At 42.0% G+C, this 24,660-nt stretch carries 25 protein-coding genes, 2 tRNA genes and 1 pseudogene; 14 read left to right on the top strand and 14 right to left on the bottom strand.

The features are described from left to right. Positions 1–56 precede the first annotated feature (56 nt). A complete protein-coding gene (locus tag C200_RS15275) occupies positions 57–212 on the top strand; it encodes a hypothetical protein (protein WP_016210644.1) in 156 nt (51 codons plus the stop codon). A 208-nt stretch (positions 213–420) separates the two neighbouring features. On the opposite strand, the gene uvrB is transcribed toward C200_RS15275, so the two are convergent. Then, positions 421–2,409, bottom strand: a complete 1,989-nt coding sequence (gene uvrB / locus C200_RS00405; protein ID WP_016210649.1) for an excinuclease ABC subunit UvrB — start codon at positions 2,407–2,409, stop codon at positions 421–423. 77 nt (positions 2,410–2,486) lie between these two features. On the opposite strand from uvrB, the gene C200_RS00400 reads away from it, so the two are divergent. The 4 genes from C200_RS00400 (at position 2,487) to C200_RS00385 (ending at position 5,126) form a co-directional block, all read left to right on the top strand. Further along, positions 2,487–3,671 carry a pyridoxal phosphate-dependent aminotransferase gene (locus C200_RS00400; protein WP_016210650.1) on the top strand — a complete coding sequence of 395 codons (1,185 nt, stop codon included), beginning with the start codon at positions 2,487–2,489 and terminating at the stop codon, positions 3,669–3,671. 105 nt (positions 3,672–3,776) lie between these two features. Then, positions 3,777–4,886, top strand: coding sequence for a glycosyltransferase (locus tag C200_RS00395; RefSeq protein WP_016210646.1), 1,110 nt, complete (start codon positions 3,777–3,779; stop codon positions 4,884–4,886). A 67-nt stretch (positions 4,887–4,953) separates the two neighbouring features. Beyond that, positions 4,954–5,029, top strand: a tRNA-Asn gene (locus tag C200_RS00390). A 21-nt stretch (positions 5,030–5,050) separates the two neighbouring features. Further along, a tRNA-Asn gene (locus C200_RS00385) sits at positions 5,051–5,126 on the top strand. Between the two features lie 91 nt (positions 5,127–5,217). On the opposite strand, the gene C200_RS00380 is transcribed toward C200_RS00385, so the two are convergent. The 4 genes from C200_RS00380 to efp form a co-directional block, all read right to left on the bottom strand. Further along, positions 5,218–6,249 (bottom strand): glycosyltransferase family 4 protein, encoded by a 1,032-nt coding sequence (locus C200_RS00380; protein WP_016210641.1) that lies wholly within the window; start codon positions 6,247–6,249, stop codon positions 5,218–5,220. 20 nt (positions 6,250–6,269) lie between these two features. Continuing rightward, on the bottom strand, positions 6,270–7,847 hold the full coding sequence (locus C200_RS00375; RefSeq protein ID WP_016210645.1) for a glycosyltransferase family 39 protein: 1,578 nt from the start codon (positions 7,845–7,847) through the stop codon (positions 6,270–6,272). Between the two features lie 11 nt (positions 7,848–7,858). Continuing rightward, positions 7,859–8,824 carry an elongation factor P--(R)-beta-lysine ligase gene (epmA, locus tag C200_RS00370; RefSeq protein ID WP_032126123.1) on the bottom strand — a complete coding sequence of 322 codons (966 nt, stop codon included), beginning with the start codon at positions 8,822–8,824 and terminating at the stop codon, positions 7,859–7,861. Positions 8,825–8,965: 141 nt separating this feature from the next. Continuing rightward, positions 8,966–9,535, bottom strand: a complete 570-nt coding sequence (efp, locus tag C200_RS00365; protein ID WP_016210643.1) for an elongation factor P — start codon at positions 9,533–9,535, stop codon at positions 8,966–8,968. 48 nt (positions 9,536–9,583) lie between these two features. Here efp and epmB point away from each other — a divergent pair, with 48 nt between their 5' ends. After that, positions 9,584–10,618: an EF-P beta-lysylation protein EpmB gene (gene epmB, locus C200_RS00360; protein ID WP_051307335.1), complete on the top strand. Its 1,035-nt coding sequence runs from the start codon at positions 9,584–9,586 to the stop codon at positions 10,616–10,618. A gap of 21 nt (positions 10,619–10,639) precedes the next feature. On the opposite strand, the gene C200_RS00355 is transcribed toward epmB, so the two are convergent. The 4 genes from C200_RS00355 to rplU form a co-directional block, all read right to left on the bottom strand. Then, entirely contained in the window at positions 10,640–12,199 is a 1,560-nt protein-coding gene (locus tag C200_RS00355) for a methyl-accepting chemotaxis protein (RefSeq protein ID WP_129556623.1), read from the bottom strand. A gap of 420 nt (positions 12,200–12,619) precedes the next feature. Beyond that, complete coding sequence (gene cgtA, locus C200_RS00350) at positions 12,620–13,663, bottom strand: Obg family GTPase CgtA (protein ID WP_016210691.1); 1,044 nt, start codon at positions 13,661–13,663, stop codon at positions 12,620–12,622. A 105-nt stretch (positions 13,664–13,768) separates the two neighbouring features. Continuing rightward, entirely contained in the window at positions 13,769–14,029 is a 261-nt protein-coding gene (gene rpmA / locus C200_RS00345) for a 50S ribosomal protein L27 (RefSeq protein ID WP_016210684.1), read from the bottom strand. A gap of 19 nt (positions 14,030–14,048) precedes the next feature. Next, positions 14,049–14,360: a 50S ribosomal protein L21 gene (gene rplU / locus C200_RS00340; protein ID WP_032126122.1), complete on the bottom strand. Its 312-nt coding sequence runs from the start codon at positions 14,358–14,360 to the stop codon at positions 14,049–14,051. A 274-nt stretch (positions 14,361–14,634) separates the two neighbouring features. Here rplU and C200_RS00335 point away from each other — a divergent pair, with 274 nt between their 5' ends. The 5 genes from C200_RS00335 (at position 14,635) to C200_RS00315 (ending at position 19,064) form a co-directional block, all read left to right on the top strand. Beyond that, positions 14,635–15,609: a polyprenyl synthetase family protein gene (locus C200_RS00335; protein ID WP_016210683.1), complete on the top strand. Its 975-nt coding sequence runs from the start codon at positions 14,635–14,637 to the stop codon at positions 15,607–15,609. Between the two features lie 31 nt (positions 15,610–15,640). Then, positions 15,641–16,189, top strand: coding sequence for an adenine phosphoribosyltransferase (locus C200_RS00330; protein ID WP_016210686.1), 549 nt, complete (start codon positions 15,641–15,643; stop codon positions 16,187–16,189). Between the two features lie 86 nt (positions 16,190–16,275). Beyond that, entirely contained in the window at positions 16,276–18,063 is a 1,788-nt protein-coding gene (locus tag C200_RS00325) for a penicillin-binding protein activator (protein WP_016210681.1), read from the top strand. After that, positions 18,053–18,388 (top strand): YraN family protein, encoded by a 336-nt coding sequence (locus tag C200_RS00320; protein WP_016210690.1) that lies wholly within the window; start codon positions 18,053–18,055, stop codon positions 18,386–18,388. Before C200_RS00325 ends, C200_RS00320 begins: the two co-directional genes overlap by 11 nt. Positions 18,389–18,479: 91 nt before the next feature. Further along, positions 18,480–19,064, top strand: a complete 585-nt coding sequence (locus C200_RS00315; RefSeq protein WP_016210685.1) for a phosphoheptose isomerase — start codon at positions 18,480–18,482, stop codon at positions 19,062–19,064. Positions 19,065–19,098: 34 nt separating this feature from the next. Here the strand turns inward: C200_RS00315 and C200_RS00310 are convergent, their stop codons facing one another. The 4 genes from C200_RS00310 to rplM form a co-directional block, all read right to left on the bottom strand. After that, complete coding sequence (locus tag C200_RS00310; protein ID WP_016210689.1) at positions 19,099–19,527, bottom strand: stringent starvation protein B; 429 nt, start codon at positions 19,525–19,527, stop codon at positions 19,099–19,101. 11 nt (positions 19,528–19,538) lie between these two features. Further along, positions 19,539–20,165: a stringent starvation protein SspA gene (gene sspA / locus C200_RS00305; protein WP_032126121.1), complete on the bottom strand. Its 627-nt coding sequence runs from the start codon at positions 20,163–20,165 to the stop codon at positions 19,539–19,541. Positions 20,166–20,325: 160 nt separating this feature from the next. After that, positions 20,326–20,715: a 30S ribosomal protein S9 gene (rpsI, locus tag C200_RS00300; protein ID WP_016210687.1), complete on the bottom strand. Its 390-nt coding sequence runs from the start codon at positions 20,713–20,715 to the stop codon at positions 20,326–20,328. Positions 20,716–20,726: 11 nt separating this feature from the next. Continuing rightward, positions 20,727–21,155, bottom strand: coding sequence for a 50S ribosomal protein L13 (gene rplM, locus C200_RS00295; protein WP_017378349.1), 429 nt, complete (start codon positions 21,153–21,155; stop codon positions 20,727–20,729). 345 nt (positions 21,156–21,500) lie between these two features. On the opposite strand from rplM, the gene C200_RS00290 reads away from it, so the two are divergent. The 3 genes from C200_RS00290 to C200_RS00280 are packed head-to-tail and all read left to right on the top strand — an operon-like array spanning position 21,501 to position 24,370. Further along, the gene (locus C200_RS00290; RefSeq protein ID WP_016210694.1) at positions 21,501–21,734 is read left to right on the top strand and encodes a FeoA domain-containing protein; all 234 of its coding nucleotides are present in this window, start codon (positions 21,501–21,503) and stop codon (positions 21,732–21,734) included. Beyond that, positions 21,731–24,055 carry a Fe(2+) transporter permease subunit FeoB gene (gene feoB / locus C200_RS00285; RefSeq protein ID WP_016210692.1) on the top strand — a complete coding sequence of 775 codons (2,325 nt, stop codon included), beginning with the start codon at positions 21,731–21,733 and terminating at the stop codon, positions 24,053–24,055. The genes C200_RS00290 and feoB overlap by 4 nt, the downstream gene beginning before the upstream one ends. Before the next feature lie 42 nt (positions 24,056–24,097). Then, positions 24,098–24,370: a FeoC-like transcriptional regulator gene (locus tag C200_RS00280; protein ID WP_016210693.1), complete on the top strand. Its 273-nt coding sequence runs from the start codon at positions 24,098–24,100 to the stop codon at positions 24,368–24,370. 102 nt (positions 24,371–24,472) lie between these two features. Here the strand turns inward: C200_RS00280 and C200_RS16020 are convergent. After that, positions 24,473–24,660, bottom strand: a pseudogene (locus C200_RS16020) (IS701 family transposase); the annotation flags it as partial.

Below are 24,660 nucleotides of genomic sequence, written 5' to 3'. Positions count from 1 at the left end.
CGCTCTGCTAAAAACCCGAACCTACCTCGGCCTACTCACCCCGTGCTTAGCACTCCATGGCTCGCAGCGCTGGTAATGGAGTATTAACTGAACTAAAACCTATTATTTCAACAAGCTCTGTTGTCATTTTTGGCTTGAACTTTAATTACCTTAATGATTTCAAATCTACTCAACCTCATGCTGGGTTGAAGCGCCAAGACCACTACTATTAACGAATTTATTGCAAAAAAGAAAACTATAGCCGATGAGAAATGTTAATACATAGGTTAATCCCTACTTTTTTCCCAATACATTAAGACATCGATTAGATCGAGTATGAATAATAATATCCAAATTTATCCCTCGCGATAATGTGCAGCTACACGCAAGCATAGAATCTGAAAGGCCAACCAAAACAATTTGAACAGTTTAACGGCTATTTCAAGCCCGCTTCACTAATTCTTGCAAACGTGTCACTTCATCACGCAGCTGTGCTGCTTTTTCAAAATCAAGCTCTTTTGCTGCTTGCCACATTTGCTGCTCAACTGCGGTTAAACGCTTATTTAAAGCTTTTGCATCATATTCATCAAGAGTAATTTGCTGTTTGTTCCTGCTATTGCTCGATGCACGGGCACCTTGCATCACATCAGCAATTTTCTTTTTAATGCCTTTAGGCTCAATACCATGCTCTTTATTAAAGGCTTCTTGCTTAGTACGCCGCCGCTCAGTTTCAGTAATCGCTCGCTCCATCGACCCTGTCACCTTATCTGCATATAAAATCACCTGACCATTCACATTACGAGCCGCTCGCCCCATAGTCTGGATCAACGCACTTTCAGAACGTAAAAAGCCTTCTTTATCCGCATCAAAAATAGCAACCAATGACACTTCTGGAATATCCAGCCCTTCTCTAAGCAGATTAATACCCACCAAAACATCAAACACGCCCAGGCGCAAATCACGAATAATTTCAACACGCTCAACTGTTTCTATATCCGAGTGTAAATAACGCACCTTCACGCCATTTTCTTCCAGATATTCTGTCAAATTTTCTGCCATTTTTTTAGTTAAGGTCGTAATCAAAACACGTTCAGATTTTTTTGCTCGGACTTTAATTTCTGATAATACGTCATCCACCTGACTTGCCACCGGACGAATCGTGATTTTAGGATCCAAAAGGCCCGTTGGCCTAACCACTTGCTCATGAACCAACGCCTGCATTTGCGCTTCGTATTTACCGGGTGTTGCCGAGACAAAGACCATTTGTGGCGCCAATTTTTCAAACTCATCAAATTTCATCGGTCGATTATCCAAAGCCGATGGCAAACGAAAACCATATTCAACGAGATTTAATTTTCTTGAACGATCACCTTTATACATCGCCCCTAACTGCGGCACTGTCACATGCGACTCATCAATAACTAACAAAGCATTCTCTGGCAGATAATCAAAAAAGGTTGGGGGCGCATGGCCCGGCTCACGCCCGGATAAATAACGTGAATAATTTTCAATACCACTGCAATAACCAAGCTCTATCATCATTTCAATATCAAATAAAGTGCGTTGTTCCAAACGCTGCGCTTCAACCAATTTATCATGTGACCTTAAGTTTTCTAAGCGCTCTTTTAACTCCGCTTTTACCTGATCAATCATTTCTAAAATACGCTCACGCGAAGTCACATAATGGCTTTTTGGATAAATTGTCGCCCGCGGTACTTTCCTTAAAATTTCACCTGTGAGTGGGTCAAATAGGGTAATTTTATCAACTTCATCATCGAATAACTCAATACGGATTGCCTCTTTATCAGAGTCCGCTGGATACACATCAATCACATCACCGCGCACGCGATAATGCCCACGCTCAAAGGCCATATCATTGCGAGTATATTGCAACTCAGCTAACCGCCTTAAAATACGGCGCTGGTCAATCTTCTCGCCCAAAGAAAGGTGCAACATCATTTGCAAATACATGCGTGGATCACCCAACCCATAAATGGCAGATACCGTGGCAATAACAATGACATCGGGGCGCTCTAATAGTGCCTTCGTCGCTGATAAACGCATCTGCTCAATATGCGCATTAATCGAGGCATCTTTTTCAATAAATGTATCAGAAGCAGGGACATACGCCTCAGGCTGATAATAATCATAATAAGACACAAAATACTCAACAGCATTATTTGGGAAAAACTCTTTCATCTCGCCATAAAGCTGTGCAGCAAGGGTTTTGTTATGCGCTAAAATCAAAGTAGACCGTTGCACCTGCTCAATGACATTCGCCATGGTAAACGTCTTACCTGAGCCTGTGACTCCCAGTAACGTTTGGTGCATCAAGCCATCATGCAAGCCATCCACTAAACCTGCAATCGCAGTGGGTTGATCTCCGGCAGGTTGGAATTCGCTATGTAATTGAAACTGTTTTGCTGCCATCTTTAAACTCTTTTATACTATCGTTGATCTATATTTTATACTAATGAGACACTCTAAAATTTAAGGAACAAAACACCATGAAGCCTGCCGCACGCCTTGCTCAAATCAAGCCATCTCCAACACTTGCTCTCAACGCTAAAGCCAAAGAATTACGCGCTCAAGGTCGTCCAATTATCAATTTAAGCGTCGGTGAGCCTGATTTTGACACTCCAGAGCATATCAAGCAAGGGGCAATTGCTGCAATTCATGCAGGCAAGACCAAGTATACCGCCCCAGATGGTACGCCTGAATTAAAAACTGCAATTATCAATAAATTTAGACAAGAAAATAAACTTGATTACCAAATTAGTGAAATTATCATCTCTGTCGGCGCCAAGCATAGTCTATATAATATCGCTCAAGCATTAATTGATGAAGGTGATGAGGTCATTATTCCTGCGCCTTATTGGGTATCTTATCCAGATATTGTCATGCTTGCAGGAGGAAAACCTATTATTATCGAAGCCAGCTTTGAGCAACACTTTAAAATTACTGCTGAGCAGCTCGAAAAGGCCATCACACCTAAGACTAAATTTTTTATTCTAAATAGCCCCTCGAATCCAACCGGTATGGACTATAGTCTAACTGAGCTAAAAGCGTTAGCTGAAGTCTTAAAAAAGCATCCACATGTCAATATAATCAGTGATGATATTTATGAGCATATCCGCTGGTCAGATCAGTCTTTTGTCAATATTGTCAATGCTTGTCCTGAGCTAAAAGACCGTACCTTAGTCGTTAATGGTGTCTCCAAGGGCTATGCCATGACTGGCTGGCGCATCGGTTATATCGCTGGACCCGAAGTCGCTATCACCGCCATGCGTAAGATTCAATCACAAAGCACATCGAACCCATGCTCTATTGCTCAAGAAGCTGCTCGTACAGCCCTCGAAGATAGCGCAAGTGTATCTTGTATTGAGAATATGGTGAAAGCCTTTAAAAAGCGTCACGATCTAGTGACTAGCCGCCTGAATAATATTCCTGGCATGCGCTGCTTAGCCGTTCAAGGAACCTTCTATGCCTTTGTCAACGTCGAAGGAGTGATCGCACAACGACAAGATATTAACAGCGATTCTGAACTTGCCGAGTTATTACTGAATAAAGCCAATGTCGCCAGTGTGCCAGGTAGCGCCTTTGGTAGTCCAGGACATCTACGTTTATCTTATGCTCTTGATGAAGCAACATTAACCCAAGCCTTAGATCAAATAGAACAAGTATTGCGCTAAAAGTAGTGCAAGCTCTCACAAAACGGCAGCATACTTTATCTTTAATAAAACTGCCGTTTATAATCACTCAGACGTCACAATTTTAACAATTTAAGCACGATTATAATGACACAGAAATTAAATATTATTTTTATCGCGGATAGCTTACACGGTGGTGGTTCAGAGCGCGTCTTATTAAATGCTGCCAATATGTTTCAACAAGCCGGCCATCATTGTCATATTCTGTTAGTCAGGAACATCATCGAAATGACATTACCAGAAAATGTACAACTTCATACCTTTAAGCTTACTGAGCGATTGCGCCCAAAATTTATTCAAGAGTTCTGTATTCGAAATAAAGTCAAACAGCTTAGAAAACAATTAGGGAATATTGATTTAATTCTTTCAAACTTTACCAGCCCACGCTTTTTCCTACCTCGCCAGCTAGAAAAAACAACCTACTACTGGTTACATTTTGACTATAAAAATTCTCTTGAAAACAAAAAAAAACAATCTGTTCAAGCATTTTTAAAATTCAAAAACAAGCTCCAAAAAAAGCATACAAATAAAAATATTATTTGTGTTTCTAAAGGAGCTCAAGACACTCTACTCAATGATATTCAGGCCAAACCTAAATCTAGTCAAGTGATTTACAACCCTTTTGATATTGAACAAATTCGAAAATTGGCACAGGAAAGCAATTCAAATATTCCAAATACACCCTATATCCTCCATCCTGCACGTTTTGATATTGCTCAAAAACGCCATGACGTCCTTTTTCAAGCATTTTCACAATTAAATACTGAACATACTCTTGTCTTACTAACGAAAGAAAACGACGAGTTAACCGCTTTAATAAAACAATATCATTTATCAGACCGAGTCATCGTCACCGGTTTTCAACGCAACCCTTACCCATGGTTTAAACAGTCAGAGCTCACTGTCTTAAGCTCTGACTGGGAGGGCCTACCTTCGGTGATTATTGAATCACTTGCTATAGGAACACCGGTTGTTTCTACTGATTGCCCCTCAGGCCCAAAAGAGATTCTAACAAACGAACTAAGTCAATGGCTAACCCCCATAAGAGATCCTGAACAGTTAGTGCAAAAAATAATACAAGCCCTTACATCTAACATAAAAATAAAACCAAGCTCAACACATCCATTTAGTACCAAGACTATACTAATACAATACCTTAGTCTGCTTGAGCGCTCTCAACATAAAACCAACGCTTAAGCAGCAATCAGGATAAATCTCTTGACTTTACAAGAGGATTTACATAAAATCTTCCCTCGTTGGCAGATCCCCGATAGCTCAGTTGGTAGAGCAAATGACTGTTAATCATTGGGTCGCAGGTTCGAGTCCTGCTCGGGGAGCCACTTACAATTTTACAGATATATTCCCTGATAGCTCAGCTGGTAGAGCAAATGACTGTTAATCATTGGGTCGCAGGTTCGAGCCCTGCTCAGGGAGCCAGTTTATTACGCAAACCTGTTGCTAGCATCTTGAGAACGTCTTTGAAAGACACCATAAAAATTTAAATCCTTTATTAAGATTAAGTACCTAGTCAAAGTAAACACTTTAATTGTTCTATATGTGCTTGTCTTGCCAATTGATAATGATGAATAAACGCATTAGAAATATTAAATTTTCGTTGTGCCGCCTGCTGGATAGCTCGAGCAATCGCAGTAGGAGTAACCTCATCAATCACCACACCCAAATCATCTGTAATAAGCTCTTTTGCACCGACTCGATTCGAAATGATCACCGGTGTACCACAAGCAAGAGCCTCTGGAACAACCAAACCAAAAGGCTCAGAGTGGGATGGCAATACCATAAAGTCAGCAGCCGTATACAACCCTGGCATATCATCAACAAAACCTAACGAACGAATATTACCGGCTACAGTTTCAATTGGATCACCTGCAATTAGTAATTCGAACTGCTCTTCAGGTAATAATTTCATCGCCTCAATGAGCTCATAGGTGCCTTTACGTTTATGGCCAGTTGAGGGAATAACTAACGTTACTTTTCCCACAGTACAACCAAATGTTATTCTAAGCCCCTTTCTTTGAGCATATTGCAAGCGATTAAAGCGCCCAGCATCTATCGGTGGGTAGAGCATTTTGACTTTATCTACAGCTAAAGGATAAAGTGCAAGCAAATCCTCTGCAATTCTCTTTGAGTGAGCAACAATATATTTTGCCTCATTAAAACCACGCTGTTCAAAATAAAGCCGCATCCAGCCCCAAGGCCCAGGCTTTTTATTTAAATCACGTAAATAAGCTAAGTGGCTACCACCACACACCATTAAATCTTGCCCCCAAGAAGCCATTAAGCTGATTGAAAGATCATACTCTAACCACTCAACTCGCTTCATCAATAGAGTAAAAACATACTTTTTTAATTTTCTCGGTAGCCAGCCTAGCTTAGTTTGCTTGACGGTTAATCCTTCTGGAATTTCTAAATTTTTATCTCTCTTATACACATAAAGGTCAACGGTGTCACCCGCCGCTCTAAAGCCATCAATCAGATCAAATAAATAACGCTCCATCCCACCTTTACATTGATATTGATGATGAACAATCGCAATCTTCATTCTTAAGTAGCACTCAGTTGTTATTGATTGTATGGCGGCAAAAAAGCAAAACGATAATAAAACGGTGTTTGTCCCGTTTTAGCTCGCAACCATGAGATACTTTCTACTGGTAATACAATTAAGTTCGGATACTCAGCGCGTATATTACCAGGAAAACCTTGAAGTGGATCTGGGGAGTCTTTTGTTATTAAAATAAAAGCTGCTCCTTTTTCTCTAAAGTCGTCCATATTTACCCAAGGACTGCGAGTAGGCTGCCAATCTATCAGAGCGCGTGGTCGATCTTTAGAGTAACGCGCCATATAGCTCACCGCCTTATTTGGCCCGGCAACATAAGAGAGCTTCGTCTGATAACGCCGATGCCACTCTGCTGTCATTTTCTCCGCAATAGCTCGCACCGGAAAGTTCGCACTACTATGCGAGCCTTTTCTCATTAACGATAGGCTATAACCCACGCCAATAAGCGCACTCACAGTAATCACTGCAATTAAAAAGCGCTTTCGCTTTGCACAAGTTAAATCAGGCTGTACCACGGCGACCAATACTAACCCCCACAATGACTGCAAAGGCGTGCCCCACATGGTATTTAACTTCCAACCAAAAATAACAGAAATAAGCAACGTTAAAATAAATGGCCCAAGACCGACCACCCATAAAAAACACTGATCAAAGTGACTAAGCTGTTTTTTGTTTTGATCACTATTATTACAAGAATTATCAGAGTCAAAGTCAGAGTTAGAACCAGAATCAGAATTAAAATCAACTAAATAATCATGCTCGCTCGCCTGACCTTTTTTACCAATAGCGGCAAAAGCAAATAAGATACAAGCACCTAAAAAGGTGAATAACTGTGCTAAAAAAAAATGAAAGGCATAGCCTAGATGTCTGTCTAACAAACTAGCATAGCTATCAACCTTATCAAAAGAGTACTTTATCGTTATATAGTCATTAAATGGCAACCAAATAAAATGTGGAGCACTGATTACAATAAAAACCAATAAAGCAAGATAAAGCCCTATAGATTTAAAACACGCTCGTCCTTTCGCAGTAGCCAACATAAAAATCAGCATAGCTAATAGAGGCAATGCTGTATAATATTTAGCCATCAGAGCTAAACCTGAAAGTAAGCCGAGAAGTATCCAATGCTTTAATCGCTGCGTTGTGCAAGCACGATATAAATACAAGGCCATCAGTGGCCATAAGGCAATTTCACAGACATTATCATTAAAATCAACTGCCGCAATAGTGTAATACTGCACACCGAATAAAATAAGCACAGCAATCAATGCATGCCAAGGTGATAAAATAATCTTACCCAAGCGCCACACAGACCAAAAGGCCGTTCCCACCGCAAGTTGAGAAAATAAATAAATCGACCAATCTTGATTATTACTGATCGTTAATGCTAAACGGGTGAGCCAAGCATTCAACCAAGGATCACGTGTATAGCCCCAGGTTAAATACTGCCCCCACATCGCCCCTTCCGTCGAATCCATCGGCGTCACATGACGAACAAAGGTCGGCAATAAAAACCACAATAGCATTTGTGCTAACACCAAACCCCAAAACCAACGTGTCGGCGACCACGGTTTAAGACTCATAATCTAACTCCTTAAGCCCGATCCACAGTAAAAGCAACAATTTCCTCCAACCGCTCACTTTGTGTCGCAAGCATCACCAGGCGATCCACCCCCAAGGCAACACCAGCGCACTCTGGTAAACCTGATGCTAGCGCGGCTAACAAGTGCTCATCTATTGGCATATCACAGGCCAAATGACGACTCTGACGTTCAGCTATATCCTTCTCAAAACGTCGGCGCTGCTCCTGCATATCGGTTAATTCATGAAAGCCATTCGCCAACTCAACACCATTCACATACACCTCAAAACGCTCAGCAATACGAACACCGCTCTTTTCACTGACTTTTGCTAAAGCAGCTTGGGAGGCGGGAAAATCAAAGAGAAAGCACGGCTGATTCACACCTAAATAAGGCTCGATATATTCAGAGAGTAAAAGTTGTAGCCAAGTATCCTTATCTACATTATCAAGCTGGTTCAGGCCAATCACCTGCAAACCTTTACTCTCTGCACAGGACTTTAACTCACCAATATCCACTTGATGCGGATCCAAGCCAAGGTAATGCTCAAAGGCCGCCTGATAACTTAAATACTGCGCAGGCCCTCGCTTTAAAATGTATTGCAAAAATTCATCCATTTCAGCCATTAATTCAATATGGCTAAAGCCAACACGATACCATTCTAACATGGTAAATTCAGGGTTATGGTAACGCCCATGCTCATCTTGACGAAAGGATTTACATAACTGATAAATCGACCCAGACCCAGCAGCTAATAAGCGCTTCATCGCAAACTCAGGGGAGGTCTGTAAATACATGGTTTTGCCCGAGAGCCTTGCCGAAATAGAGCTTAATTGGACATCCGTCACTGTCGCATGAGACAGCAGTGGAGTCTCAACTTCTAAGATACTACGCTTTGCAAAAAAACGTCGAATAGCTGCTAGGCACTGAGCACGTGCCTGAAGCTTTAACATCGTTGCATTAGGCTGCCATGAAGTCATCACGATTACTCATTATATAAACTATATTTAAATTTATAAGCTCATCTAAAACAACAAGCATTAAAAATCAACATGGAAATAAAAAAGAGCAATCGCCATTGCCCTTTCCATCTATCAACTAGATTACTAAGTTAAATCTGTTTATTTACTCACGCGGCTAACATATTCACCACTGCGTGTATCGACTTTCACTGTCTCACCAATTTGAACAAATAATGGCACACGAACAACTGCACCTGTCTCAAGCGTTGCCGGTTTACCCCCACTGCCGGAGGTATCTCCTTTTAAACCAGGATCTGTCTCCGCCACTGCTAATTCAGCAAATTTTGGCGGCTCAACTGAGAGTGGCTGACCATTCCACAGTGTCAAGACACACTCTTCTTGGCCTTTGATCCACTTTTCAGTCTCCCCAAGGCCCTCTTTATTCATACTATATTGTTCAAAAGTATTGGGCTCCATGAAGTGCCATTCTTCGCCATCACTATATAAAAACTGCACATCCGTTTCCATCACATCCGCCGCTTCAACCGACTCACCCGATTTATAAGTTCGCTCTAATACACGGCCTGTTTTCAAGTTACGCAGCTTCACTCGACTAAACGCCTGCCCCTTTCCTGGCTTGACAAATTCATTCTCAATAATCGAGCAAGGGTCATTATCAATGATTAATTTTAGACCGCCCTTAAATTCACTGGTATTATATGTCGCCATTTACACCTCTTTATAAAACTAACTTAAATCATAGGCTACAAATTATAAATGACTAGCATAATACACGGTTCTTCAACGAAAGTGCAGAGGCAAGATTGGCAAACTGAACTAAAAAATGCATTTAGATGCCCTAAAGTACTATTAAGCTACTTAGAACTTGACCCCGAACAACACCTACCCGGGGCTAAAAAAGGCCATCAACTGTTTAAAACTATTGTGCCATTAAGCTTTGCTAAACGCATAGAAAAAGCGAACCCGACCGATCCTTTACTCTTACAAGTACTACCCAGTTCCCAAGAAGCCACTCCCACTCTCGGCTACAATCCTGACCCATTAGAAGAAAGAAATTACAATCCGACTACAGGCTTACTGCATAAATATCATAACCGTGTATTATTCATTACCAGCGGTAATTGTCCAGTGAACTGCCGTTACTGTTTTCGCCGTCACTTCCCTTACAATCAAAATAACCCTAGTAAAGCTGGCTGGCTAAACGCCATTAACTATATACAAAATCATCCCGAAATAGACGAAGTGATTCTAAGTGGTGGTGACCCACTAAGTTTAAAAGACAGCACACTTTTTTGGCTAATCAATCAACTTGAAGCCGTGCCTCATTTAAAATATTTAAGAATTCATAGCCGTTTTCCGGTAATGATTCCAAGCCGTATCACCGACGATTTTCTTACTATTTTAAAAAATACACGCTTTATCAGCACAGTTGTAATTCATAGTAATCATCCGCAAGAAATCGATGATGAGGTCAATGCAGCCTTATTAAAATTAAAGCATGCTGGGATAACAACTCTAAATCAAGGTTTACTCCTCAAAGGTATTAATAACTCCAGTGAAGTTTTAATAAAACTCAGTCATCGTTTATATCAATCCGGTGTATTGCCTTATTACTTGCACTTGCTTGACCCAGTAGAAGGTGCTGGCCATTTTGATATTCAAGACAAAGAGGCGGCCAAAACTATCATTAAAGAAATGATGGAGAAACTACCTGGCTACTTAGTCCCTAAGCTAGCTTATGAAGAACCAGGTCGTGCCTATAAAGTGACTTTAAGTCCATTTAGCTCATGACTATTTATTCTGTTTTTTATCTTATTCTTTTTCTTTGGCTAAATCAGCATCAATCGTAAACTGATTCACCAACTTCATTAAATGTTTAGCACCCTGAGACAAATCTTTCGCTGACTCTGATGCAGAATAAGTTCCATCTTTTAATTGTTCGATATCAGAAAGAGTTTCTTGCATAAAGTTTTTAACTTCTGTAGTTGAGGTCGTTTGCTTCGATACCGCTGCTGCAATTTCATCCGTTGCCCGCGTCACCTCAGTAACTGACATCACAATCTCATCGAGCATCTCTCCAGCACGTGTCACCTCATTCACCCCAGCATCGACACGACTCACTCCCTCATTCATTTGCTCGACCGAACGCTGCACCTCCGTCTGAATTGATCGTATCACTGGGGCCACTTCATCTGTAGCCTCCGCTGTACGTATAGCCAATTTACGTACTTCATCGGCAACCACAGCAAAACCACGCCCTTGCTCTCCAGCGCGCGCCGCTTCAATCGCCGCATTTAAAGCAAGTAGATTAGTTTGGCTGGCTATAGTATTAATCGTTTCTATAACACTGTTAATTGACTCACCGAGCTCACCCAACGTACGAATACTGCTTGCACTTTTATTTACCGCATCACTGATGCTATGCATGCTTTCTATATTGTTTTTAACAATAGTACCACCCGATTTTGCTGTTTCAACTGACTGCATCGCCTTCGCTGCTGCCCCACCTGCCAGCTTTTCTACATTTGCAATTGAACGCTGCACTTCAGCAACTGAATCCCCCACCGAGCCTAAGTGCTTGGCTTGAATATCCATATGACCGGCCAACTCGCTATTAATCGTTTCAATGCGATCAGAGCCGCCATTAATATTGATTGCCCGATGAGAAACAGCGGCAATAATCGTATGGATCTTATCAACAAATAAATTAAAACCACGCCCTAAGTCACCGATTTCATCTGCAGAATTTGCTTGAACACGCTGGGTTAAGTCACCTTCTCCTGCAGCAATATCATTAATCGCAGCAGAAATTTGCCGTAATGGCTTAATCACAATACGACGTAGTAATAACGATAAGCACATCAGCAAAATAATATTTAAAATAATAATTTCAAAAATAATGGCAATCAGACGCGAATTTAGTTTAGCAATCAACGCACCTTTATCTACATAAACAAGCAGCTGTCCAAGTGGGCTCAACTCGCCATCACTATCGTAAATAATTTCTTTTTTCTTTAACTCGTAAGGCAACTTTGTTTTAGGAGTAAAAAGCTCTAATTTTTTACCTTGTTTATAAAACCCAAATCGCGGTTCATCTGCAGCTTTAATGGCAATACCCGCCACTGATTTTGAGAGCATCTCAGATTTTAATAACGCCGCAAGTTGCTCTTGATCGGCATTCCACAGTGGCTCAGCCGAACTGTGTGCCAAACGATCACTGGCCAGCTTGATTTCCTCACTCAGCTGCTCAAATAAAGTAGAGCGATAATCTTGATAATTAAATATACCAGAAATGATTAATGTCACAGTCAGTACACCAATCAATGCAGCATAAATTTTCAACTGTAAGCTTTTCTCCAAACCCAACATCATGCGCGCATCCAATGCTTATTTAAACTGCAACTACAGCAGTTATCGGCATGAGGGCTAGGATCTTTAAAACTTGGCCAGCTTAAGTTAAGTCATCAACTCAATCAACAAAATTAAAGAGTCAAAAAACCAGGATAAACAAGCATATTTTTCTCACTTAGCAGCGATATTCAAACTAAATAATGATCATAAACCTAATTAACGTGAGTTCGATATAACTCAGCTGGTCAATAGATTACGCTGGATATTAAGCGATGGCTTCTTCTCCTGAAGCCATTGGTTTGGTCTTTGAGCACCTAAATATTAATTGCAAACGGGCTGCTTTTTCAATAGGACCTTATATCGAACTCACGTTAATTAAGTTTAATTAAGTTAAGTTTGGCTCGATATCTATTTAACCACATCACCACGTTCTGCCGCCCCTCAATCAAGCGTGCCCAAGATCTGCTCTGCATCATTATTTTTATGATGTTCAAGATACTGCATTGCCTGATTCACAAGCTCTTGTGTACCGGTACCATCGAGCGCAGAAACTTCAAAAACAGGCTGCTGCCAGTTTAATTCTTCTAGAATATGCGCGACCCATTCTTTTTGTTGATCTACTGGCAACAAATCTGTTTTATTAAGCACCAACCAACGCTCACGACAAGCAAGCTCAGGGCTATATTTTTCAAGCTCAGTAATAATCGCTCGTATTGCATCAACTGGATCATCATCCACTGGATTCACATCAACGACATGCCACAATAACCGTGTACGCGCCACATGACGCAGAAACTGTAAACCTAGGCCCACACCTTCTGCCGCACCTTCAATCACCCCTGGAATATCAGCAACGACAAAACTTTGACTAACACCAACACGCACAACACCTAAATTAGGGTACATGGTTGTAAACGGGTAATTAGCGACCTTAGGTTTCGCCGCAGAAACAGCACGAATTAAAGTTGATTTACCTGCATTTGGATAACCTAATAAGCCAACATCAGCAAGCACTTTCAGTTCTAACTTTAGTTTACGTACTTCACCTGGGCTGCCATTGCTGCACTGACGTGGCGCACGATTCACACTGCTTTTAAAACGCAAGTTACCCAAACCACGGTAGCCACCTTGAGCGACCAACAGCCGCTCACCATCTTTGACTAATTCACCTAAAGCTTCTTCTGACTCTTCATCCAAAATGACCGTGCCTTGTGGTACTTTTAAAATTAAATCTTCACCACATTTACCAGTACAATTACGGCTTTGGCCTTTTTCACCATCTTCAGCAACATATTTTCGCACAAAGCGAAAATCAGCCAAGGTATTATAAGCCCGATCAGCCTCTAAATAGACACTGCCACCATGACCACCATCGCCACCATCTGGACCACCATACTCGACATATTTTTCACGACGAAAGCTGCAAATCCCATTGCCCCCTTTACCTGCATGGACGGTAATCAGCGCTTCATCGACAAACTTCATCTTCTTTACCTTACATTCTTTAGGTCTTAAACCCAGACAACATCAAACATTATAAACACAAAAGCCCCGTAAACCGGGGCCTTTAAAAAAATAATTTACCCTGCCTTACTCAGCAGCAACAACACTCACAAACTTACGCTTGTGTGGGCCTTTAACTTCAAACTGAACACGGCCGTCGGCTTTTGCATACAGTGTGTGGTCTTTACCACAACCAACATCTACTCCTGCATGAAAACGTGTACCACGTTGACGAACAAGAATACTACCTGCTTTTACAATTTGGCCGCCAAAGCGCTTGACACCTAGTCGTTTCGACTCCGAATCGCGGCCGTTCCGGGTACTACCACCGGCTTTTTTAGTTGCCATGACAAACTACCTCTTAAAGTTAACCTTGAATTCCTGTGATCTTAACCGCTGTATACCACTGGCGGTGACCCATCTGACGACGTGAGTTTTTACGACGACGGAATTTAATAATCTGAATTTTACGGCCTTTCGCGTGCTCTAAAACCTCAGCCGTCACTTTTGCATTTTCAACAATTGGCGTACCTACTTTAAGGCTATCGCCTTCACCAACCATCAACACCTGATCAAACTCAACATTTGAGCCTTGATCGTTTTCAATTTTCTCGATTTTGAGGATTTGTCCCTCTTTCACTCGATATTGTTTTCCGCCGCTCTTGATGACCGCGTACATAACCCTAGACTCCAATATATGCTATGGAAGTACACTCGATTCGGTGAGGACCAATATAGAGCGCACATCAAAATTTCTAAATATTTAAGCGAAGCCATTCTATAGGATATCTAAAAAGGATACAACCCCCTTTCCTTTTTCCACTGAGCTCGTTACCATAGCTTAAATTAAGTGGCCTGCCGTCTGTAACAGCAGTTTAGCGATCACAACGAAATTACAGCGCATGTGCAGAGATTATACTATCTATACTAAATAAATTGGTTGAACATAACGTATGTCAATTACATTAAAAGAAGTAAAGCAGATCGTCAAAGAAGATTTAACCGCGACCGACCGCCTTATCATGGAAAGCCTCAGCTCTGATGTTGCACTCGTCAACCAGATTGGCCACTATATTACAACAAATACGGGTAAGCGCCTGCGCCCCTTACTGGTGCTGCTTGCAGCAAAAGCTGTCAATTATACCGGCACCCACCACATCAAACTGGCGGCGGTAATTGAATTTATTCACAATGCAACCTTATTGCACGATGATGTGGTCGATGAATCTGACCTGCGCCGTGGTAATAAAACAGCAAACTTAGTCTGGGGTAATGCGGCGAGCATTCTCGTCGGTGATTTCCTCTATTCACGCGCTTTTCAGCTCATGACAGAGGTTAGCATCATGCAAGTGATGCAAGTCCTTGCCAATGCAACCAATCAAATTGCCGAAGGCGAAGTGCTTCAGCTCATGCACTGCAATAACCCAGAGACCTCAGAACAAGACTACTATCAAGTCATCGAACGTAAAACCGCCACACTATTTGCCGCCGCCTGTAAGTTAGGCGCTATTATTAATCACCAAGACAGTAAGATAGAAAACGCCTTAGGTCACTATGGGCTTCATCTTGGCAATGCCTTTCAAATCATTGACGATGTCCTGGATTATTCAGCCGATAGCAACACCATGGGCAAAAATCTCGGCGATGACCTTGCAGAAGGTAAGCCGACACTACCATTGATTTACGCGCTAGCGAACAGCACAGGCAACGCCAAACAACAAATTCATCAGGCCATCACCACCGGTGGACTTGAGCATTTAGAGCAGATACTACAAACCATTCAAAATACCGGTGCACTGGACTACGCTAGAGATCAGGCATATCAGCAAGCCTCGCTTGCCATTCATGCTTTAAAGCCACTGCCACCTAGCACATACAAAGAAGCACTCATACAAATTGCTGAACTATCATTACAGCGCAACAGTTAAAGTTAATTATAGTTATAGGCTAAAATACCTTATGAAAACCCTCTCTCGCTCTGACAAAAGTACATTATTTAATAGCATTCGCAATATCCCAGATTATCCAAAACCCGGAATTTTATTTAAAGATATATCAACACTCCTCAATGATCATGCCGCATTTTCCCTACTCATCGACCACCTGTGTGATTATTATCAAGATCAACACATCGACTTTGTCGCTGGCATAGAAAGCCGTGGTTTTATCTTCGCTGCCATTTTAGCCTATAAACTCAATGCAGGCTTTGTCCCTATACGTAAACCGGGAAAACTACCCAGCCAAACCTATCAAAGCCACTACGAGCTTGAGTATGGCTCCGACACACTCGAAATTCATCAAGATGCCTTTCGAGGTACAAACGCAGCAAAAATTTTACTCACCGATGATTTAATCGCCACCGGCGGTACCGCACAAGCGGCCATAGAATTGATTAATCAGGCGGGTGGCCAATGTATCGGTGCCTGTTTTGCTGTCGCACTCCACGCCCTACCGGGCTATAGCGCTTTAAGCAAACTAACAACTGTCTATAGCGTTTTAGACTGTTAATTAACACAACGAGAACATGGCAAAGCCTGTTATCTCAAGGTATAGTGTAACTATAAGCAATCAATCATAAATTTAGTGCGTGACACATGAATGTTACTCCTTTGCGTTCTGCCCTATTCATCGCTATTACCATTCTTAGCATCAGCCTATTAAGCTTATTCATCAGCAATTATGGCCATGCTCAATCACCAGCTCACAGCAGCTCAGTCGAGCTGTTAAGTAGTGCCACTCACTTAATTGAAAAAAAGCGCTATAAGCAGGCCCACGCCCTCTTCGAGCTGATCAATCCACAACAATTACCCACAGAAACACGCATCACCTATTTACTTCAGAAAACAGAGCTTGGTCTAGCTAACCATCGCCCCAAACAGGCCCTAACAACACTGGCCACGTTATCACCACAACGATTATCCCCTCTTGATAAACGCCAATATTATGAGCTTAAAGCCCATGCCTATAGCCAACTGAATAATATATTTGAGACGATAAAAACACGGACATCTTTAGGGCACTGGCTTACTCAAGCTGACGCTATTCGCCGCAATCAAGCCATGATTTGGAACGATGTCAATCAACTTTCAAAAACTGCATTACGATCATTAAATCCAAATATTCCAGGGGATCCAACCAGTGCTTGGATGGCACTTGCACTCATTTATAAAACGTATGAGCAACAACCGAAACAATTACAAAAGCAACTAAAACAATGGCAAAAAGCATTCCCACAAACACTCTCTATCAATGCACTGCCTTATGAAATTCAATCAGCATTGTCCAAACAATTTTGGCATATTGATAAAATTGCCTTGCTACTACCAAATGCAGGCCCTTATAAAAATGCAGCAAACAGCATAAAACAAGGGATTTTAACCGCCTATTATCAGTCCATAGGTACACGCCCAACCTTAACCTTTTACGATACAAATCACGGTAAAGACGCGTATCCTGCTTATCAACACGCCCTAAAAGACGGGGCAAATATGATCATCGGCCCAATTACTAAAAGCGCAGTTCAAGCGCTACAACATAAGAATATTCCAGTGCCAACACTCGCTCTCAATAAACCAGCCACTCACCCAGATATGCCTTATCCACACAATCTGTATTATTTTAGCCTCTCCCCACTATACGAAGCTGAGCAAGCCGCTGACCGTGCCTGGCAAGAGGGCTATCACAATGCCATTACCCTGACTCCCAACAGCCCGTATGGCAAGCGCATAGCCCATGCCTTTAAAGTACGCTGGCAAACCTTAGGAGGACAGATCAAAAACAGCATGGTCTTCTCCTCACCTCAAGCAATTCATTATGGCTTAAGCCGTTTACTCAAAGTCAAACAAAGCCAAGTACGCTATAAAAAACTCAGCAATTTACTTAATAGTCCCATTGAATTTCACCCTCGACCGAGAAAAGACGTTGACTTCTTATTTTTTGCGGCGCTCAATCAAGAAATAATGCAAATCAAACCACTATTGCGGTTTTACTTTGCCGAGCAATTACCTGTCATCAGCCTATCGACAGGTTACTCTGGCAACAACATAACAAACAGTGATCTAGATGGCATAAAAATTATGACCACACCCTGGTCTTTAAGCAATAATAATAAACTACAGCATCAACTTGCCTATGCAAGCAAGATCTGGAACGCCTCCTTGCGCAATAACGCGTTATTCGCACTCGGCTTAGATACTTATGATCTTGCACTACATATCAATCAAATTCAGCATCATCCAAACTATATACTCAACGGCATGACCGGAACACTCAGCCTCAGCCAACATAATATTATTCGCCCTGATTTAACCTGGATCACCTATAAAAACGGCAAAGTGCAAACGCTTGTACAACCTGGAGCCTTATCTTCACGTGCGCACTAAAGGCGCAGATGCAGAAAGGTATGCCCTAAGCTATCTAAAAAAACAAGGCTTAATGCTCCTCCAACAAAACTATAGCTGCCGTTTTGGCGAAATTGACCTGGTCATGCAAGAACATACAAATCTCATTTTTATTGAAGTGCGCTATCGCAAGAGTGCTCTATTTGGCTCCCCAGCGGCGACTGTCAATTATAAAAAACAACAACGCATTATCAAAACAGCCCGTCATTACCTCAGCAAGCTTAGCCACACCCCAAACTGTCGCTTTGATGTCATTGCCATCACCGGCTCTCTCCTTGAGTGGATTCAAGACGCTTTTCAGGTATAATCACCTATGATGAATGACTGATATTAGAAATTACCATAATCATCTAACCTAATTTATTTACCTTAACACTTTAAAAAATTAAGCAAGCAGTATGATAGAGCGTATAGAACAACAATTTCATGAAAGCATGGCAACCAAAGAACAGGCCTTAGCTGAGCTGCCAACCATCATCGCAGGAGCAGCAGCCCTCATCGTGCAAGCATTGATTGATGGCCATAAAGTTCTCGCTTGCGGCAATGGCGGCTCTGCTGGCGATGCACAACATTTTTCTTCAGAAATGCTTAATCGCTATGAACGGGAGCGGCCAGAACTACCAGCAATTGCCTTGACAACAGATACCTCAACACTCACCGCGATTGCCAATGATTATGACTATAATCAAGTTTTTTCCAAGCAAGTTCGCGCCTTAGGTAATAATGGGGATATTCTGCTTGCCTATACTACCAGTGGTAACTCTAAAAATATCTTAACTGCGATTACAACAGCCCAAGAACGCAATATTAAAGTCATTGCCATTACCGGTCGTGATGGTGGTGAAGTCGCTAGGCTATTAAGTGAAGAAGATTTAGAAATTCGTGTCAGCGCCAATAAAACCGCACGGATTCAAGAGACTCACCTACTGATTACCCATTGCCTCTGTGATAGCATTGACAACACCTTATTTGGCAGCGATTAAATACAAAAAAGAGCAACCCTGCCCTTTTTTGGTTTTACTTTACAACACGCAAGAAAGATCGATCGACTTTTTTTGCGCTATCTGCCTTTTTAGTATCCGGCTCGGGTACTGGGGCAATATCACGACCATCTCCTTCATTCACCCACATACCAGGCCCATCATCACGTGAATACACGCCCATATTATTTTCACGCGCATACAAGGCCAATGCTGCATTAATCGGCACATAAATACGACGTAAAACACCACCAAACCCGGCTGAAAAATGAATACAGCTTTCTTCTATTTCTAAGTCATTCACTGCAGCGGGTGCAAGGTTTAAAATAATCTTGCCTTTATCAATATACTCTTCTGGTACATCAACATCATCTAAGGTCGCATCCACCAATAAATACGGTGTTAATTGATGGGCCACGATCCAATCATAGCAAGAACGAATTAAATAAGAACGTAACAGCGCCACACTCGTTCTCCTTAATCACGGTATTCACGTTCAAGATCAGATAAACTTGCCTGAAATGCATCACGAGAAAACAAGCGATCACAATAGGCTTTCAGCGCTTTTGAGCGTACCGGAATATCAATTCCCAAACGCGGCAAACGCCACAATAACACGCCTAGACTGCAATCAACCAGTGTAAATTCTTCACTTAAAAAGTACTCTTTTTCGGCAAAGACTGGTTCTAGCGATACCAAGCTTTCCTGTAATGCTTTACGTGCTTTTTTTACTTCTGTTGCACTGCCCGAGGTGATTTTTGTCATCTGCGTATACCAGTCATAATCAATACGATGGAGCATCAGACGATTTTGTGCACGTGCGACTGGATATACAGGCATTAACGGCGGATGAGGGAAACGCTCATCCAAGTATTCCATGATAATACGAGATTCGTACAGAACAAGGTCTCGGTCAACCAGCGTTGGTGCCTGCCCATAAGGGTTCAAATCAATCAAGTCTTCAGGCTTGTTATTAAGATCAATTTCAATAATCTCAACAGCTGCGCCTTTTTCAGCTAACACATGGCGAACACGATGCGAAAAGGGGCACTCTTGATTTGAATATAGCGTCATGACAGAACGCTTACTTGTTACCGTTGCCATACTCCCTCCAAAAAAATCATTTTAATGATCTTACTATAAGTAATTCAAATAAAAAGCCCTGCACTTTAAAAAGAGCAGGGCTTTATCAGACTTTTTGTATTATATAGCTTACATGGTGATCATAAGGCCACTGCCATACTAATAACAAAATATAAGTCGTTTAACGTTTAGAGAACTGCGTCGCACGACGTGCTTTACGAAGACCTACCTTCTTACGCTCAACTTCACGAGCATCACGAGTCAAGAAACCCGCTGTGCGCATTTTAGAACGCATGCCTTCATCATAATCAACGATCGCACGGGCGATACCATGACGAATCGCACCTGATTGACCTGTTGATCCACCACCGCTGACAGTCACATAAACATCGAACTTTTCTGTCATTTCAGCGAGCTCTAAGGGCTGACGAACAACCATACGCGCTGTTTCGCGACCAAAGTACTCATCCAATGAACGCTTGTTCACAGTGATGCTACCCGTACCTGGACGAACAAAGACGCGTGCAGTAGAAGATTTACGACGGCCAGTACCATAATTTTGAACAGTCATATATCCCTCTCTTAAATCTCAAGTAACTGCGGTTGTTGCGCAGCATGATCATGCTCTGCACCCGCATACACTTTCAGTTTACGAAACATTGCGCGTCCCAAAGGCCCACGAGGCAACATTCCCTTCACAGCAAGCTCAATCACACGCTGAGGGTTTTTTGCTTTCGCTTCATCAAAAGGAAGAGACTTAATCCCGCCGGGGAAACCCGTATGGCGATGATAGAGTTTATCTTTCGCTTTGTTACCGGTCACAGCCACCTTGTCTGCGTTCACCACAATAATGTAGTCACCAGTGTCTACATGTGGTGTATACACGGGCTTATGTTTTCCACGAAGTCGCTTTGCGATTTCGCTTGCCATACGGCCTAACGTTTTATCAGCTGCATCAACGACGAACCAATCACGCTTTACCGTCTCTGGCTTTGCACTATATGTACTCATTTCTGGTTCAACTCCAGAAGCCTAAAAAAATAATTCATAATCATTACACTACGCTAAGGCGGCCAATGATACCTTATTTTATAAACGCTAGCAAGCCCTTGCTCGTCGAGAACTTTTATATTTAACTTTTGCCCTCTTCAAGCAGACTCAATCAACTAAAAATATCAATCAGACTCAACTACCTTAAAACATAATTTCATAGATATAAAACAAAACATCATAGTAAAAATGAGAAGTATTATCACTTATTGCTTCTCTGCCAATTAGTCGCTACACTAAAATCCGTATCAATGAAACCCAAACTGATTATCACAAACTCGCAGATTAAAACCAGAGTCGATTTCTATGAATACTTCTTCTTTACAAGCTGGCACTTCCTATAAGGTTAAAAAAATCAGTAAAAATATTGATAAAAACTATCGCCATAAGCTGCTCTCCATGGGCATCATGCCAGGATCAACCTTTCGCATTGAGCGCGTTGCACCACTAGGAGATCCGCTTTACATCATCGTTAAAGATTATGCCCTGTGTATCCGCCGCAAAGAACTTGCGCTTTTAGAACTAGAAAGTATTTTATGAAACATATACACATCGCCCTACTTGGCAACCCAAATTCAGGGAAAACAACGCTTTTCAATCAATTAACAGGCTCAAAACAAAAAGTAGGAAACTGGGCAGGCGTCACTGTTGAAAAAAAAACAGGCTCTTTCGCATATCAGCACCATGATATACAACTCACTGACCTACCAGGCACCTATTCTCTTAATGTCGCCTCAGCGCAGTCTTCACTCGATGAGCGCATCGCCTGTGAATATTTGCTCCAAGAAAAAGTCGACTTAGTAATCAATATTGTCGATGCGGCGAACTTAGAAAGAAATCTCTACTTAACGAGTCAGCTTTTAGAAATGCGCATCCCATGCATCATTGCACTAAATATGCTGGATATCGCCAAATTACGCAAAATCAACATCAACAGTAAAAAACTATCAGAAATACTCGGCTGTCCAGTCATTGAGCTAGTATCCAATAAAAACCAAGGCACCGATCAATTAAAAGCCGCCATCATTAATCATTCTTTTAGCCCATCAAGTTATCAATCATTGTTCTCTACCGAAATAGAGCAAAGCATTAACCAACTTGTTCACCAAATTGACAACAATCAGATTGCCCCGTTTTATCTTAAGCAACCACGCTGGCTGGCAACACGTTTATTAGAACAAGACACGCTCATCAATAGCCAACTACCCACAGCAATCACGTTAACGGCCACACAGTTAATTACGCACATTGAAAAAACAACCGATGAAGAAGCGGATATTTTAATTGCCGATGCTCGCTACCAGCAGATTAATACCATAATCGACCAAGTTACACAGCGACCATCCAAGGCACAGCGCACACTAACACAGCGCTTAGATAACATCGTTATGAATCGCTGGCTCGGCATTCCTATTTTTCTATTTTTAATGTATTGGATGTTTTTACTGTCTATCAATATTGGCGGCGCCTTACAGCCTTTATTCCAAGGTACCATCGATACGATTTTTATTGATGGGGTCAGCTACTTGGGCCAACATATCGGCTTACCAAGATGGATCACGGCCATTGCTGCCCAAGGCTTTGGTAGTGGCCTAGATACCGTCGCCGGCTTTATCCCCCAAATTGGCCTCATGTTTTTGTTCTTATCTTTTTTAGAAGACTCTGGTTATATGGCACGTGCCGCCTTTGTAATGGACCGCTTTATGCAAGCCATTGGCCTACCAGGAAAATCATTCGTTCCCTTGATCGTCGGCTTTGGCTGTAATGTCCCAGCCATTATGGCAACTCGGACATTAGAGACGCGTCGCGATCGCATTATGACAGCGATGATGGCTCCCTTTATTTCCTGTGGTGCACGCCTGGCTATTTTTGCTGTATTTTCAACCGCATTTTTTACTCAAGGCGGCGCTCTAGTCGTTTTCAGCCTGTATTTACTTGGCATTATCGTCGCCATCACCACCGGTTTACTACTGAAAAAGTCAATTTTACGTGGCGATGCTAGTCCTTTTATTATGGAACTACCTGCTTATCATGCTCCCCACCTAAAAAGCATTCTGATGCTCACCTGGAACCGCCTCAAAAGCTTTGTTATCCGTGCCGGTAAAATCATCGTCCCTGTGTGCATCCTCATTGGCAGCCTCAATAGCATTAACATTAATGGCAGTATTGACCCAGACGGTAGCCGCAACTCTATTCTCTCAAAAACCGGCAAAATAATTACACCCATCTTTACGCCCATGGGCATAGAACAAGACAACTGGCCTGCCACCGTCGGTCTCATCACAGGCACACTAGCCAAAGAAGTCGTTATTGGCACCTTAAATACATTGTATTCACAACAAACCTCCACAACTTCAACAGATCAAAACTTCAGCTTCTGGGGCGGGATAAAATCTGCCGTTACTGATACGATTGCAGGCTTTAGTAGCATGAATGCAGCAACCTTTATTAATCCTTTTGAAGCAGCGAAAGCCGATGGAGACATGGACTCCAGTGCCATGGGCCAGATGGTTCATTTTTTTGGTAGCCCCATCGCAGTCTTTGCTTATCTTGTTTTCGCTTTGCTATATATCCCATGCATTGCCACAATCGGCGCGCTCTCCCGGGAAATTGGGCGTGGCTGGGCTTATCTTTCAACCTATTGGGGGGCAAGCACTGCCTACTCGCTTGCGGTAATCACTTATCAAGCAGGAAGTTTCTCAATGCACCCAACGTCCTCCAGTGCCTGGATCATCGGTTTAATCCTCTTTCAAGGGTTCTCTATTTTCGGATTAATACAATGGTCTAAGCGCAATACGGTCGATTTAACGCAACCGGCACCAATTAACATTAATAAATCCAAATCAGACTGCTGCAATTAAAGTGAGAAAATAATATTCACACAGAATATTCAGGAAATAAGCATGATCACCTTATCAAGGTTAAAAAAATACTTACGAACACACGGTTATGCAACCTTAAAAGAAATAGTGATTTGCTTTCAAACCGAGCCTAAGCAAGTGCAATGCATGCTGCAGCACTTCATTAATAAGGGCCAAGTTCAAGCACGCAATATCTCAACAGGCTGCACTGCCCAGTGCAGCCAAACATGCCCAATCACCACATCTTTATTATACGAATGGAAAGACCAACCAGCTCAACCTCACTCCCTGCCACTCAACAAATACCCGGTGTAACAAGACTGGAGTGAAAGCTCTCTTTAGCAACTTTACCAATCAAGACCACTACACACACTACAGCACAAAACTTTCGTATTTATAACTCACCTTACGCACAGGTCATAAACATTTTAATCGCCTAAGCTCTTCAAAAGCTATTTGATTTGACCGCACAAGTAATTTATATTTGAGTGCAAAGTGGTTAAGTTGTGCTTTTACACTCAATGTTTCTAGTTTACAAAATGCCACGATTGATGCAAAAATATGATTGCATTGTGACCGAACAGTTTTAGTTGGTGATTTTGCTA

The organism is Piscirickettsia salmonis LF-89 = ATCC VR-1361 (genome assembly GCF_000297215.2).
GTDB lineage: Bacteria > Pseudomonadota > Gammaproteobacteria > Piscirickettsiales > Piscirickettsiaceae > Piscirickettsia > Piscirickettsia salmonis.
This window is presented reverse-complemented; position numbering and strand designations above follow the sequence as displayed.